Origin of the sequence: Bacteroides sp. OM05-10AA (assembly GCF_003439055.1) — a bacterium.
Taxonomy (GTDB): Bacteria; Bacteroidota; Bacteroidia; order Bacteroidales; family Bacteroidaceae; genus Bacteroides; species Bacteroides intestinigallinarum.
Genome location: NZ_QSUR01000022.1, coordinates 107695 through 123658 on the forward strand (window position 1 = coordinate 107695; position 15964 = coordinate 123658).

Annotated in this window: 11 protein-coding genes; 5 read left to right on the plus strand and 6 right to left on the minus strand. The window is 40.4% G+C overall.

The window, feature by feature from the left end:
* Positions 1 to 18 precede the first annotated feature (18 nt).
* From DXB58_RS17395 to DXB58_RS17410, 4 genes are all read left to right on the plus strand, one after another.
* Complete coding sequence (locus DXB58_RS17395) at positions 19 to 1572, plus strand: BT_3987 domain-containing protein (protein ID WP_004317799.1); 1554 nt, start codon at positions 19 to 21, stop codon at positions 1570 to 1572.
* Between the two features lie 685 nt (positions 1573 to 2257).
* On the plus strand, positions 2258 to 3955 hold the full coding sequence (locus DXB58_RS17400; protein ID WP_004300188.1) for a response regulator transcription factor: 1698 nt from the start codon (positions 2258 to 2260) through the stop codon (positions 3953 to 3955).
* Between the two features lie 174 nt (positions 3956 to 4129).
* The gene (locus tag DXB58_RS17405) at positions 4130 to 4789 is read left to right on the plus strand and encodes a DUF4840 domain-containing protein (protein WP_004300189.1); all 660 of its coding nucleotides are present in this window, start codon (positions 4130 to 4132) and stop codon (positions 4787 to 4789) included.
* A 124-nt stretch (positions 4790 to 4913) separates the two neighbouring features.
* Complete coding sequence (locus DXB58_RS17410; RefSeq protein WP_022199559.1) at positions 4914 to 5606, plus strand: DNA alkylation repair protein; 693 nt, start codon at positions 4914 to 4916, stop codon at positions 5604 to 5606.
* A gap of 121 nt (positions 5607 to 5727) precedes the next feature.
* Here DXB58_RS17410 and DXB58_RS17415 read toward each other — a convergent pair whose 3' ends face one another.
* From DXB58_RS17415 to potA, 4 genes are read right to left on the minus strand one after another with little or no spacing between them, the layout of a single operon-like run.
* Positions 5728 to 7059, minus strand: coding sequence for an ABC transporter substrate-binding protein (locus tag DXB58_RS17415; RefSeq protein ID WP_008776543.1), 1332 nt, complete (start codon positions 7057 to 7059; stop codon positions 5728 to 5730).
* 32 nt (positions 7060 to 7091) lie between these two features.
* Positions 7092 to 7886 carry an ABC transporter permease gene (locus DXB58_RS17420; protein ID WP_004297655.1) on the minus strand — a complete coding sequence of 265 codons (795 nt, stop codon included), beginning with the start codon at positions 7884 to 7886 and terminating at the stop codon, positions 7092 to 7094.
* The gene (locus tag DXB58_RS17425; protein WP_181983643.1) at positions 7880 to 8680 is read right to left on the minus strand and encodes an ABC transporter permease; all 801 of its coding nucleotides are present in this window, start codon (positions 8678 to 8680) and stop codon (positions 7880 to 7882) included. The genes DXB58_RS17420 and DXB58_RS17425 overlap by 7 nt, the downstream gene beginning before the upstream one ends.
* Before the next feature lie 11 nt (positions 8681 to 8691).
* Positions 8692 to 10083: a polyamine ABC transporter ATP-binding protein gene (gene potA / locus DXB58_RS17430; RefSeq protein ID WP_004297652.1), complete on the minus strand. Its 1392-nt coding sequence runs from the start codon at positions 10081 to 10083 to the stop codon at positions 8692 to 8694.
* 138 nt (positions 10084 to 10221) lie between these two features.
* Between potA and DXB58_RS17435 the strand changes: the two genes are divergently transcribed.
* A complete protein-coding gene (locus tag DXB58_RS17435; RefSeq protein WP_004308092.1) occupies positions 10222 to 11325 on the plus strand; it encodes a TlpA disulfide reductase family protein in 1104 nt (367 codons plus the stop codon).
* Between the two features lie 210 nt (positions 11326 to 11535).
* Here the strand turns inward: DXB58_RS17435 and DXB58_RS17440 are convergent, their stop codons facing one another.
* Together DXB58_RS17440 and DXB58_RS17445 are read right to left on the minus strand one after the other, a co-directional pair.
* Positions 11536 to 14100: a glycosyltransferase family 1 protein gene (locus tag DXB58_RS17440; RefSeq protein WP_122137672.1), complete on the minus strand. Its 2565-nt coding sequence runs from the start codon at positions 14098 to 14100 to the stop codon at positions 11536 to 11538.
* Positions 14101 to 14137: 37 nt separating this feature from the next.
* Entirely contained in the window at positions 14138 to 15799 is a 1662-nt protein-coding gene (locus DXB58_RS17445) for a glycogen/starch synthase (RefSeq protein WP_074559275.1), read from the minus strand.
* Positions 15800 to 15964 lie beyond the last annotated feature (165 nt).

The window sequence follows — 15964 nt, forward strand, 5'->3', positions numbered from 1 at the left end:
TTAAAGATAACCATGGACATGAAAAGAAATATAAACTTCAAAAATGTTCTCTGCATGGCTGCCATTACATTAGTAACCGGCATGCTAGGAGGCTGCGAAGATAATTCCATTGCCACTCCCGTAGGTAAATTACCTAACGAGACGGCTTTAGATAATAACTTTGGCATGCTAAAATGTGATATGACAACCAGTGACCTGGAAATCACCATGACCAATACCAAGACTCCCGATTTTGCATTCTTCTACCAAACGGTGAAGCCGGTGGCACAGGACACCCGAATCACAATGAAAATCGACCTCGACTTAGTAGACAAATACAATGAAGAACACGGTACGGAATACCGGAAAATGTCTACTATCAGCATTGAGGGCATCAGTAACGATGGTGCAATGACTATTAAGGCAGGAGATACAATGTCGGATACTATCATGGTACGCCTGAATCCGCTAGGCACATTGCATGATTATTCTTTGCTCCCTATTACCGTAGAACTACCGGAAGAAAGCGGAATTCGTCCGTCACGGGATAGTAATGAAATCTATTACAAGATTTATTATAAACGCTCTACTTATCCGTGGTTGAGCCCGATGAAGGCTGATATGAAAAAGTACAAGATGGTAGGGTTTATTGATGGCGAAAAAGTCAACGCCTCCATTGCCAAAGAATTTATCATGGTATTATATGATAATGAAACATTCGGTCCCGGACATTATGAGTTATGGGAAACGTCGTGGTATGCCTATTTATATGACATCATTAATGTGAATGCCGCAACACTGGGATATGCGAATGGAAAAGTGACTCTGAACCAATCAGCCAATTTCAAAAAGCAGTTAAGCAATATGTCGTCACTCTCCAGCTATGGTATAAAGCGTTGCGTCACCCTTAAAGCAGAAGGGACCGGCTTGGGATTCTGCAACCTGACAGATGAGCAGATTACAGCCTTTGTAGCGGAAGTCAAGAAGCTCGCCAACTACCGTGTAGATGGCATTAATCTCATGGACGAAGGTGCCGAATATGGTATAAACGGACATCCGGCTGCCAATGCGACCTCGTATCCGAAGCTCATCAAAGCACTACGGGAATCTTTAGGCAAGACCAAACTGATTACAGTTACCATAACGGGTGATCCGGCCGGTTCACTAGCCTCCGAGGCTGCGGGTATCAGAGCAGGTGAATATATTGATTATGCCTGGACATGGGTAAATACCAAAATTATGAATCCATGGGAGGATAGCTCGATTGAAAAACCAATAGCAGGACTGGACAAATCTCAATATGGCGGTTTCAGCACCGACGAATATACGTTCGATTATGAAAATGACGAATCGTATCCGGAAACGTTACGAGAAAAGTTATATGACAAAGGTCTTGGCAAACTTTACATAATGCGTAATATCCCTTTCTGGTCGGACGCACTGGAAGCAACACCATATCATGCTAACATAAATGCAGGGGCAGCAGCCTTTTATAGAGTGGAAGGAGGCCATAAATATGAACCGGACATCAACTATTTGCATAATGGTAAATACAAGGATATGAAAGGGGATAAAAACTATTACGAGATGTAGAATTATCAATTAAACAGGGGAGGAAAAACAAATCCTTTCCTTACTAACAGGAGCTTATGCGCCTATTATCAGTAAAATAATATAACCGGAATTTTAACCATCTATTTGGTTAAAGTTCCGGTTTCACTATTTCCACTAAATATCATCAATTAAAATAATACAAAAACACAACACTTATCACCTACAAAACAACACCAAACAATAACAATACACCATTTGCCAATAACTCATCATTTATTTATTATACCAAATCATTACTTTTACTCCGCAAAAACAAACTATATTTCAATAAAGAAAATATGTTTACTTTACCTTAGGAATTACATATGAAAAAGCATATTGTGATACTGATAGCCCCAAAAGATTACAGTATCAAATACAAGATACGCCCACCACCGTCAAAGAATCTCTATTTAGTATTATATATTCAGAAAAAATGATCTATTAATTATTGTCACTTGGAGGAAATAGATATTCCTTAAAGAATGATTCAAGACGTAAGGATTTAAATCTGCATACGGAACTCGCTTTCTTAATATTGACCTTCAAAGAACAAATAATTTTGAGATTAGACTGTTTGAGTTTAGTAATGCCCTAAATCACACTCGTTGTGCATTTTCTCATCCCCCCTCAACTAAAAAGGAACAGAGGTATACAGTCCAAGTGACCTCAACAAAAAATAAATATGAAATACTTAATGATAACGTCACTATTTGTCTCTATTATAGATGCAAATATCTTTCACCAGTCTCACTTCTTCTTACTACTTACAGCCGGAGGTATTTCATTATATTGGCTCTTATCTCATTTTCTTACCCTCCATAAGGAAATCAAAATCTTAAAAGAAGAGCACCAATATTTCATGGATTCTTTTCAAAGCATTCGCAACCCTATCACACTCGTTCATACCCCTCTAAGAGCTGCTTGTGATGATAGTTGCCCCGAAGACATAAAGAAAATGTTATCACTAGTCATTCGTAATATAGACTGTCTTGATGAACACCTAACCAAATTAATGAATCTGCGACATCTGCTTATCTACTCCAAACAGATGGATATTGCCGAATATGAACTGGGAAACTTCATTAATAACAGAGTCCATTCATTGAAAAATTTCGCTACGGACAAGCGGATTAAGTTAGAAATAAAAACAGAGTTTAATTATGCCAGCGTTTGGTTCGATCAAAGTAAAATCTCTCCCATCATTGATAAATTCATAAAAAACGCAATAGAACATTCGAAACCTGAAGATAAAAGGATTATCTTTTCAATTTCTTCTAATTCCGAACACTGGGAACTTAAAACGTTCGATGCCAACAAGGGCAAATTGCTAACATGTTATAGGCGCCAAAAGTATCACTTGATTAAACCTAAACATAAATCAGAGTTCAAATATGCATTTGCCAAAAGTGTACTCTGCAAAAAATTAATGAAACTATGTGATGGGAATATTCTTATCAATCATTCAACCCACACTGTCTCACTAAGATTTCCTACAACAAATTCAGAAAGAAAGGTATCCGGATATAATATCATACACTCCGCAAAAAAGTCGGAAGAAAGAAAGACTGATACTTCATTGGGTAAGATTGCTCATAAAAAAAGTTCAATCAAGCCTACTGTTGTTCTCGCTGACAGTAATGAAGAATTCAAGTCTTATTTGGAAGAATGTTTATCAAAGGATTTTGATGTGAAAAGTTTCGGGAATGGCTCTGAAGCTTTAGAATGTATAAAAGAGAAATATCCTGATTTAGTGATTTGCGACCTTATGCTGCATGGAATGTATGGCTATGAACTGTCATCAAGACTAAAGACATCAGGAGAAACATCCGTTATTCCTATCATCCTTTACGGTTCACGTATAGATATAGGACAACGCAACAAAAGAGAAAGTTCCCTGGCCGACATCTTTTTATATGTGCCTTTCCACATCGAAGATTTAAAGATAGAAATGAATGTACTTATCAAAAACAACCGTTCTCTAAGAAGATCATTCTTGCAGACAGTTTTCGGAAAGCAGTTCTTGGAAAAGGAAGAAGAGAAAGTTTTAGATGATAGTAATTACACATTCATCAATCAAGTAAAAGAATTTATTCTAAAAAATATAGATAAGGAAAATCTGACGATAGATGAAATTGCCTCTGAACTGTATATGAGCAGAACTGCTTTCTTTAATAAATGGAAAGCACTGACGGGAGAAGCACCGAAGTATTTTATTTATCGTATTCGTATGGAAAAAGCACGTGAGTTATTGGAGAGTGGAAAATACTCTGTCCAGGTTATTCCTGAAATGATTGGATTGAAAAATCTTAAGAATTTCCGCCATAAATACAAAGAGTATTTCGGGATAACTCCAAGCAAGTCCATTACGAAAAAGCTATAAAATAAAAAGAATATTTTATAATTGAAGATCCCATGAACAGGGATCTTCATGGCAATACTCATATAAAAAAAAATATTCTATTTTTATTTCCTTATGCAGTATTTCACAAGTACCGGCATTTACTTTATGTACGTACACCTTAATTTTGAAATTAATAATCTAATTTAAAACAGTATGAAAATTATAACTGAAATAAAAAAAGCTTGTTGTTTTAATCGTTTTGCTTTCTTAGTAATGTCATTAGGCCTGATAGCCACTTTTACAGCATGTAGTAGTGATAACGATTCTGATATTCCCGTATATTCACTTAAAGATGTGGAAGGTAATTATTCCGGTAATATGCTGACAGAAACTGCTCCATCCGTCAATCCACAAAACTATTCCTTCAAAGAAGAACAGCCGCAAGGAGCCACAGTTACCGCTGAAGTAAAAGACAATCAGATTATGATAAAAAAACTTCCGGTTGACGATCTGATTAAAAGTATTGTCGGTGAAGAAATAGGCGAAATTATCATTGAGACTTTGGGTGATATCAATTACAACATTCCTTATACTGCAGCCTTTAATGATGATAGCAAAGGCTCCATTCTACTTCAATTAAAACCTGAACCTTTGGAAATAAAATACACGATCCCTACCCAAGTACAAACAGAGGGAGAGGAAGCTCCTCAAATTACTGTAAAAGTAACTATAGAAGCGGAAGAAAAGGGTCAATATACATATAAAGATAAAAAACTCACCTTTGTAATCAAAGCCACCCAAGTGGAAGTAGAAGGAGAGCCGCTTGAAAACTTTTCGGTTACCACATTCAGTTTCGACATGGTCAAAAAGTAACTGATCGGATAAACTTTCCCAACGTATTTTCATTATGATGGGAATTACCTCCAAAAAGAGTATGCCTGCACACAGCGCGCATACTCTTTTTTTATACCTTTGTGAAATAACCAACGATATGAAAATGACTACAACTGAAAATATCCGGAAAGAATTACAAACATTAGCAGATTCCAAATATCAGGAATTTCATTCTTCCCTCCTCCCGGGAGCAAACAACATTCTCGGCGTACGCATCCCCCAACTGCGGACAATGGCCAAAGAAATTATTAAGAAAGAAGACTGGCGTACATTTGTCGAATCAACCGATACGATTTATTATGAAGAAACAATGCTTCAGGGAATGATTATCGGACTGGCAAAAATGGAACTTGAAGAACAAATGAAATACGTAACGATGTTCATTCCCCGTATAGATAATTGGGCTGTATGCGACATATTCTGCAGTGAACTGAAAACTTCTGTGAAAAAAGGAAAAGAAAACGTATGGCAATTTATCCAACCCTATCTGAAATCCTCTAAAGAATTTGAAATACGTTTCGGAATTGTGATGCTTTTCCATTATGTAGATGACGCGCATATCGATTCGTTACTGAAATATGCCGACTCATTCAATCATGATGCATATTATGCACGCATGGCTATGGCATGGATGATATCATTGTGTTTTATCAAATTTCCCCAAAAGACAATGGAGTATCTGAAACATAGCACACTGGATAACTGGACTTACAACAAGGCACTGCAAAAAACAATTGAGTCATTCCGGGTAGATAAGGACACCAAGGACATTCTCCGAGAAATGAAAAGACGATAAATACCAAGCACGGCGAACATCCTGCCATCAGCATTCTGTTCACCGTGCTTCTTATTTCTTACCGTAGATACCGCTTTTATTTTCCACCTAATTTATTTTTTGTTTGCAATCCGGAGAAACACTAATTCCTCCTGACCTTTTTCCTTCTGCTTCTACGTCTTTGTTGTTTCTGACGATTATAACGCTGCCACTTCTTATAAATCATCCAACCACTCATCAATGCAACAACGACGAAAATAAGAATAGTGATACCCACTCCCAAATTATCTCCTTTAATACGCGACCAAATATCAAGAACTTCTTTTGTCTTATCGCCAAAATCACGAATCATGGCACATCGTTCCACCACCTTACGATCCGGATATTGTATTTTATCAATCTGCACGCTGTCTGCACCCGGTCCGAAAAAGTAACTTAAATCGGAATAATAATGAAGAGTGGTGTCTATCTTCTCTTCCAGTATTTCGGGAGTAGCTATGGAACTTACATATCCGCAGAAATCCATATTCCGCAAGGCTATATCCGGACGACACATAAAGTTGATAAAATAACTGGCTGCTTCCGGATTCCTGGCATATTTCGGGATCACCCAACCATCATACCAAATATTACTTCCTTCTTCGGGAACTTCATAATCCAAATCCACTCCTACCGCATTGGCCTCTTCAATCGCCCAGATTGCATCACCGCTCCAAGTCATATTCAGCCAAGCTTTATTTTTCGTCATCATTTCCTTGCCAAAGTCCGCTTCCCAGCCAGCAATGTTCGGTTTCAAGGCTTTTAAGTATTTTTCAGCCAACTCCATCGCACGTGGAGAATAGTCGTTCATCAACTCTTCCACTGTTACCGTTCCCTCCTTCAGTTCCTTTGCATGCGCATAAATCACGGCTGTTCCATAAGCATCACGATAACTATCCTTCATCAGGATCTTTCCGGCATACTTTTTATTCCAAAGGCAATCCCAGGACAGGGCTACCGAATCGGGCACATAAGCCCGGTTATACAGAATACCTGCCGTCCCCCACATATAACATACAGCATAGCGGCTGGCTTTTTCACCCGGCTGACTCAATTTATTAATCTGCTTACGAATAAATGGAGCCACATTATTCATGTAATTGGGAGAATGTGCGAAATTCGTGTCGATAGGTAGCAACAAATGCTTCTTCAGCATACGCTCGATGATGTATTCCGAAGGACAAACAACATCAAAATCTTCATGCCCCTTTTCAATTTTCGTCAACATGATTTCGTTGATATCGAATGTCTGGTAAACGATACGGATATTCTCACCGGTCTGTTCTTTATAATATGCCTGGAAATCCTCAAGTACACCTTCGCCGATGTAATCCGCCCAGTTGTAGATTTTAAGAACCCGCTCACGAGGTTCACCGGAATTATAACACCCGGTCAAAGCCAATAAGAGCAGGATAGCAGGAATTATTCTTTTCATATTATTTACGTAGTAGCACATTTGATAGTCTATTAATCTTTTTTCTTCGTTTTTCCTGCCCGGTAATTGATTACAACCAATAACGCCAGTACCACGACAAAAATGATAGCCGAAAGCGGGCGAAGTTCCGGGGTCAAACCTCCCTTGCGGGCATCGGCGTAGATATAAGTAGAAAGCGTTTCCAAACCTTGATTACCGATAGTGAATACAGTTACGGCAAAATCATCAATGGATAGTGTCAGTGCAAGCATAAAGCCGCTAATCATTCCCGGACGAATCTCCGGAATTATGACTTTCCACAAGGCCTGCATAGGAGTAGCTCCCAAGTCGAGGGCAGCTTCATAAATATTCGGATTCATCTGCTTCAAACGGGGCAATACACTTAAAACAACGTACGGGGTACAAAAAGTAATATGAGCAAGCACTACGGTTGTGTAGCCTTGTGTGATCCCCAGAGATACAAACAAAAGGAACAAGGATATACCGGTGATAATATCACCATTCAGAATAGGAATGCTGTTCACAAATCCGATCGCTTTGCGTGAACGGGCTTTCAGATTGAATATACCGATAGCAGCGATGCTTCCTAATAACGTAGATGCTGTTGCAGCCAGTAGAGCGATAGTGATCGTATTAATCAATGCATTCATCAAAGAATGATGAGCACCGGTAGTGAATAACGAAGAATAAAGTTTGGTAGAAAATCCCGTCCAGTTACCCAACACTTTCGCCTCTGTAAATGAGTAGATCACAATAATCACGATCGGAGAATAAAGCAAGAGCAGCAATATCCACAAATAAGTCTGTGCAAATATCTTCTTTACCATAGCCCGCCTCCTTCATTTGAGTTTTCCTTATCATCGGTGCTGAACAGGGAAGTAGCAGCTATCAATAGCAACATAATGAGCGAAAGTGCCGCTCCATAGTTCCACATACTGTTATTGATATTTTCCTGAATCGTCGTACCAAAGAGTTTGATGTTATTCATCGTCAGCAACTCGGCAATGGCAAATGTCGATATAGTCGGCATGAACACCATCATGATACCACTCATCACCCCCGGCATGGAAAGCGGAAGGACTGCTTTCAGAAAGACTTGCACAGGATTGGCTCCCAAGTCTTGCGCCGCCTCGATATAGCTATGATCCATCTTCTGCAAAGTATTGTAGATAGGATAAATCATGAAAGGGATAAAGTTGTATACCATACCGAATATCAACGCTCCCTCGCCCAACGGCACACTGAAAAAGTCGAATAAGGCAACAGTGGCAAGGGTACGCACCAGAATATTTACCCACATCGGCAAAATAAACAGTACGACCATCGTCTTGGAACGGTTCAGCTTGCTGTTACTCAATATCCAGGCAGCAGGATAACCCAATAAAATACAAACAAGGGTGGTAATAATGGCAATACCAATCGAATAGACAAAGGTATTGATTGCTTCGGGATGTTCGAAGAACTTCTGAAAATTGGCGAGTGTCAAATGGCCGCTATCATCGGTAAAGGCATATACGACAATTAAGAACAACGGTATAATCACAAAGATCACCGAAAAAATAATGTAAGGGAGAGTCCAACTCTTACGTGATGACAAAAAGACTATAAACCTCTTATTCACTTCCTTTCCTGTTAATCGGTTATTTTAACTATACGAATAGCATCTGGAGGGATGGTAATACCTACACGGTCACCGTCATCCCATACATCGTTCGTATCTACAAATACATTCTCGTCCCAATCTGACAATACAGTCAGATGATAATGGTCACCCTTGTAAAGGATGAATTTCACCTCACCCGTCAGCGTTCCGTCTTCTTCATTATCCTGAAGAATCACTTTTTCAAAGTCTACTTCCACTTTGACATTCGTATCGAAAGCAATTCCTTCCACCGGAACACATTCAAAGTTACAGCCCAGGAATTCCACATGAGTAGCATCCAGCAATTTTCCTTCGAATGTATTGCAAACACGCTCTTTCTTCATAATATGAATATCGAAAGGCTTCACCAACAGACCGACTTCAGCCCCTACTTCAAAATGATGGTAATCCTGCACCAAGAATTCATATCCGCCGCACAACACCGTCATTTCATAATGCACTCCTTTAAAAATAGAAGTCTCTACCACTCCTACTAACTGTGCCATTTCCGAAACGGGGAAAATATAAAGATCCTCCGGACGAATGACTACGTCCACCGGAACATTCTCGCCAAATCCTTCATCCACACATTCAAACTCCGTACCGCAAAAACGTACGAGTTTATCATGAATCATGGTACCGTTGAGGATATTGCTTTCTCCGATAAAGTCCGCAACAAAAGCATTGATAGGTTCATTATAAATATCAATCGGCGTACCGATCTGCTGAATCTTTCCTTCACTCATTACGACAATCGTGTCACTTAACGTAAGTGCCTCCTCCTGATCGTGAGTGACGTACACAAACGTGATTCCCAAAGATTTATGCATTTCTTTGAGCTCCATTTGCATATCCTTACGCATTTTCAGATCGAGCGCTGCCAGCGGTTCATCCAACAACAGCACTTCCGGCTCATTCACGATGGCGCGGGCAATAGCTACACGTTGTTGCTGACCACCGGAAAGAGAATCCACATCGCGGTATTCATAATCCGTCATGCCTACCATTTTCAAAGCAGCTTTCACCTTCTTCTCAATGGTCTGTTTCGGTGTTTTTTTCAGTTTCAGGCCGAAAGCGATGTTATCATACACATTCAAGTGCGGGAACAAGGCATATTTCTGAAATACCGTATTCACCGGACGCTTATGGGGAGGAGTTTGTGTTATTTCCATCCCCGAAATTCGGATTTCGCCTTCCGAAGCTGTCTGAAAACCAGCAATGAGACGCAACAACGTGGTTTTACCGCAACCGGAAGGACCAAGGATAGTCACAAACTCGCCCTTTTTCACGTTCAGAGTCACATCATCCAATGCTGTTTTATCGCCAAAGTACTTCGATACATGGCTCACCTCAATGATGGATTTATCTTCTTGCATATTCATACTAAAGTTTGGGCTGCAAAGGTACACATTTCTGCGGTTTCCACCTACGTGTTAATCTAATATAACAGTGTTTTTCGATGCCCGACAGAAAAAAAATCTATCTTTGCATAAATATTTATTCACCAATTTTACAAAAGCATGAAAAAGTTTACTTATTTAGTTATTGCAACGGCAGCGTTAAGCATGGTAGCTTGTACTGGCGGAAACAAAGCCGGATACACTATTACAGGTACAGTAGAAGGTGCAAGCGATGGTGACACCGTTTATCTTCAGGAAGCCAATGGTAGAAATCTGACCAAACTAGATACAGCCGTTATCACCAAAGGTACTTTTACCTTTGAAGGCACACAAGATTCTGTGGTTAGCCGTTATGTCACTTGTGAAGTGAACGGAGAACCGTTGATGATCGACTTCTTCCTGGAAAACGGAAAAATCAACGTTGCCCTGACCAAGGATAATGACGCTGTTACCGGTACTCCCAACAACGATGCATACCAGGAAATCAGAGCTCAAATCAATGACATCAGCAAAAAAATGAATGCCATTTATGAGGCAATGGGTAATACATCTTTAAGTGATGAGCAAAAAGAGGCCAAACAAAAAGAAGGTGCTCAGCTGGAAGAACAATATGACAAAGCAATCAAAGAAGGCGTACAAAAGAATATCACCAACCCGGTTGGAGTATTCTTGTTTAAACAAACTTTCTACAATAACTCTACGGACGAAAATGAAGCTTTGTTGCAACAAATTCCTGCTAATTTCCAGAATGACGAAACAATCGTAAGAATCAAAGAGATGACTGACAAGCAGAAAAAGACTGCTGTAGGTACTCAATTTGTTGATTTCGAAATGCAGACTCCGGAAGGAAAGACAGTGAAGTTGTCTGATTATGTAGGCAAAGGAAAAGTGGTATTGGTTGACTTCTGGGCTAGCTGGTGCGGTCCTTGCCGTCGCGAAATGCCTAACCTAGTAGAAACATACGCTAAGTACAAAGGCAAAAACTTCGAAATCGTAGGTGTATCTCTCGATCAGGATGGTGCTGCATGGAAAGAAGCAATCAAGAAACTAGACATGACTTGGCCGCAAATGTCCGACCTGAAATTCTGGCAAAGTGAAGGTGCACAGCTTTATGCTGTAAACAGCATTCCTCACACTGTATTGATCGATGGTAGCGGTAAGATTATTGCTCGCGGTCTGCACGGAGAAGAACTTCAAGCTAAAATTGCAGAAGCTGTTAAATAACAGATCCAAAGAAAGGCTTTTCCAAAGGCCTTGAAATTTATACAAGACTGTCTCAAATAGAAAATGAGACAGTCTTTTTTATTTGCGAGACTTTACGCCCCACTCTCCAAACAGATAAAAAATTCAGCCCCTGTCATTCTCAAAGAATACAGGGGCTGAATGTATGTATGAAAGTGAGGGAGATATACTCCCCTACTTTTACTCAAGCAATTAGATAAACCAACGTACGTAGCAGAAGTCCTGACGGTGTGGAAGTTCCGGATTCTTCGGGAACATACGGTAAGACACCTTGAAACTACCTGCATTTGACAAGCTGTGTTTAACCTGGAATGTATACAAGTCGCCTTCTTTCTTGACTACACTGAACGGTTCTACAGAATAAACATGTTGTTTTCCGTCTGCAGTTGTGTAAGTAGTAACCAATTCAAGTCCCACTGCATCATTCAAGCCTTTTTCATCGATAACGTAAGTAATAGTATATTCTTTTCCGCTTTCGATATCACCATTCTTCAGCTCTTCTACCTTGTCACAAGATACGATTTCAATAGAATCCCATTTAGCAACCACATCTTCTTTCCAAGCTGCGATTTCTTTTGCTTTTGCATTATCGTTAGCAGCCAAAGTCTGGAAACGTTTTGCCAGTTTGCAATAGAACTTGCTATAGTAATCATCCAACTGACGCTTCATGGTATAATGAGGAGCAATCTGTGCGATAGAATTCTTCACCACTTTGATCCAGCCTTCAGAATATCCCTTCTTATTACGTGCATAATACAACGGAAGGATTTCAGTTTCAAGAATACTGTAAATAGTAGCAGCATCCAGCTGATCCTGATGTTCCTGATTCTGGTAAGTACGTTTTTCAGTCAACGCCCAACCTGCACCTTCACGGTAACCTTCCAGCCACCATCCGTCTAATACGGAGAAATTGACAACACCGTTCATCAAAGCTTTTTCACCAGATGTACCGGATGCTTCCAACGGACGAGTCGGAGTATTCAACCAGATATCAACGCCGGAAACCAGACGACGAGCCAGTTGCATATCGTAATTCTCGAGGAAGATAATCTTACCCAGGAATTCCGGACGACGAGAGATTTCAATGATACGCTTAATCAAGCCCTGGCCTGCTCCATCGTGCGGGTGAGCTTTACCTGTAAACAGGAATTGTACCGGATAATCAGGATTGTTCACGATCTTAGAAAGACGATCCAAGTCGGTGAACAGCAAGTGTGCACGTTTGTAAGTAGCAAAACGACGGCCGAAACCAATCAGCAATGCGTTCGGATTGATCTTATCCATCAGTGAAACGATACGAGAAGGATCTCCCTGGTTCTTCAACCATGTATCGCGGAATGACTTACGGATATAGTCAACCAACTTATTCTTCATAGTCATACGAGTCTTCCAAATCTCTTCATCGGGCACATTGTAGATAGCTTCCCAAATCTTAGGATTAGACTGATCGAACCAGAAGTTTTCGTTGAAATATTTAAAGTATAATTCTTTCCATTCTGTTGCACTCCAAGTTGGGAAGTGAACACCATTCGTTACATATCCTACGTGGCTTTCTTCCGGGAAATAACCTTTCCAGATAGAAGAGAACATTTCTTGAGAAACTTTTCCGTGCAGCCAGCTTACACCGTTCACTTCCTGTGAAGTGTTGCAAGCAAAAACAGACATACAGAAACGTTCGCCCTTGTCGCCCGGATTGTTACGTCCAAGATCCATCAAGTCATCCCATGAGATACCCATTCTGGAAGGATAACCACCCATATATTTGCCGAACAAACCTTCGTCAAAATAGTCGTGACCTGCAGGCACCGGAGTATGAACAGTATAAAGAGAAGAAGCGCGAACCAACTCAATAGCCTGGTCGAAAGTCAATCCAGTAGCTACATAGTCGCAGATACGCTGAACATTAATCAATGCAGCATGTCCTTCATTACAGTGATAAACATCTTTCTTGATACCCAGAGCTTTCAGAGTCAGGATACCACCGATACCCAACAAGATTTCCTGTTTCAAACGGTTTTCCCAGTCGCCACCATAAAGCTGGTGAGTGATAGGACGGTCGAATTCGCTGTTCATTTCATTATCTGTGTCAAGCAGATACAAAGAAATACGTCCAACATTCACACGCCATACGTTTGCATGAACATAATAATCAAGATAAGGAACATCTACCACCATCGGCTGACCGTGGGCATCCATTACGCGTTCAATAGGAAGTTGACCGAAGTTCTGTGCCTCGTAGTTGGCAATCTGCTGTCCATCCATAGACAACGTTTGAGTAAAGTAGCCGTAACGATACAAGAAACCTACCGCACACAAATCAACATTGCTGTCGGAAGCCTCTTTCAGATAGTCACCAGCCAATACGCCCAGACCACCGGAATATATTTTCAGGACGCTGCTCAAGCCATATTCCATGCTGAAATAAGCTATAGATGGGCGTTGCTCATCCGGCTTCACATCCATGTAATCTCTGAATTTCGTATAAACTTCATTCATTCTTCTTAGAATCACCTTGTCTTTTGCCAGCGCTTCCAGCTTCTCATAGCTCATACGTTCCAACAACAGTACTGGATTCTGTCCACATTCTTTCCAAAGTTCCGGATCTAGATCTCTAAACAGTTCAGTCGCTTCAAAATTCCATGCCCACCAAATGTTGCGTGCGATTTCAGACAACTTCTCCAACTCTTCCGGTATACGTGATTTCACAGTAACCTCTTTCCAGTTGGGAGTATTCACATTACTAACTTTGATTTTCATAATGTTTTCGTTTACTTATTGATAAATAATTTCTTTCTTAACTTAACTGACGTATCCTTGCCTTACGCAAAGCGATATCATAAGCTTCATAATAATATTGTATAAAGTGCTTCCATAAAGCCTGCTCTGCAACTTCAGCAGCACGCTTACGGATTTCCTTCACCTCTTTCTCTGTCTTATCCGCAAACAACGTAATCGTATCTTTGATACCATCCGCCACTTCCGAATAATTATAGTCCGAACGATGCAGCACTTCCACTCCATCATTAATGCCATGCTGGTTCTTCAGGCTGTTTACCCAAAGTCCGAATCCTGCCAGATCCGTAGTGATTGTCGGCACATGGAAAGCTACACTTTCCAGCGGAGTATATCCCCACGGTTCGTAATAAGAAGCATAGACACTCAAATCCTGCCCCAGCAATATATCATAATATTCTTTATTCATGATACCATCACGACCATCCAGATAACAAGGAACAAAAATCACCTTTACCTTATCTTCCGGACGATTGCCCATTCCCAGATATTTCAACATGTCCAACACCTGGTCATGAGTCATATTATGCAGCCAATGAGTGATAAACGGTACTTCAAGGGGAGTGTCGAACTTATCTTTGCTCTTCAAACGTGCCTGCAAATCCTCGCGAGGCTCTCCCACCCAACCGGGTACATTGATGAATGCCAACACATTCTTATGCAGTTTCTTATCCCTGTTCAAGCGGTTTAATGATTCCAAAAAAACATCAATACCTTTATTCTTAAACTCATATCGCCCACTGGTTCCGACAATTAACGTATCATCACCCAGATTTGTTCCCAATAATTTATTGGCAACACTAAGCATCAAGGTACGTGCGCGCTTACGCTTGCCGGTAAACGTGCTTCCTTTCGGCACAAAATCATCTTCAAAACCGTTCATCAGAACAACATCTGCCGGTTTATCCAGTAATTCCTTGCATTCATTATTGGTTATTTCACTCACCGTAGTAAAACAGTCTACATAATGTGCAGTCTGTTTCTCAATCGAGTGTTTCGATTGCATGTTCAGTTCCTGCGCCATCTGGTCGCCATTATAAGCAAACAGATAGTCATACAACGGCTTATTATTGCCGGCAATGGAACGACCGATAGACGTAGCATGGGTCGTAAAAATAGTAGCAACCTCCGGCACAGCTTCCTGTACATAAAGTGCTCCCATTCCAGTCATCCATTCATGTGCCTGATATACCACCTTATCCGTTTCCGTCAGGTTGTAGCGATAGAAACTCTCCACCACTCTTCCTGCGGCATAGGAAAACATAGAAGCCTCGTCGTAATCGCCATAGGCGTGCAACGAATCTACTTGATAACGATTCCACATTTCTGTGTATATATCGTCTTTCTTTTCAAAAAAAGGTTGGAAATCAACAAGAATGACTATGGGTTCACCGGGGATATTCCATCGTCCCACACGGACAGAAAGTTCGTCTTTCTCAAGCGCATGCTCTTTCCAGGCAGCACATAGGTTATCCGACTCGATGAATAGAGGGTTCTCCTTTCCTTGCCACACATCAGGACCTATGAAGAAAATTCTGTCGCGGAATTTTTCCTGTAATGTATTTGCCCGTGTCGACAAGACGGTATATATCCCTCCCACTTTATTACATACTTCCCAGCTGGACTCGAAGATATAATCGGGGGTTAATAAATCTTTTACCATATAATATATTAAAACTCTTTTTAGTATGCGAGTGCAAAAGTACACATTATTCTTTGAAAAATAATACTTTATACAAAAAATATGAGTTAAGAAGAGGAAAGAAACGTTGTCTAACAATGAAAATCGAGTAGGAGGAAAACGAAGTAGTTTTCTTCCTACTTTCGC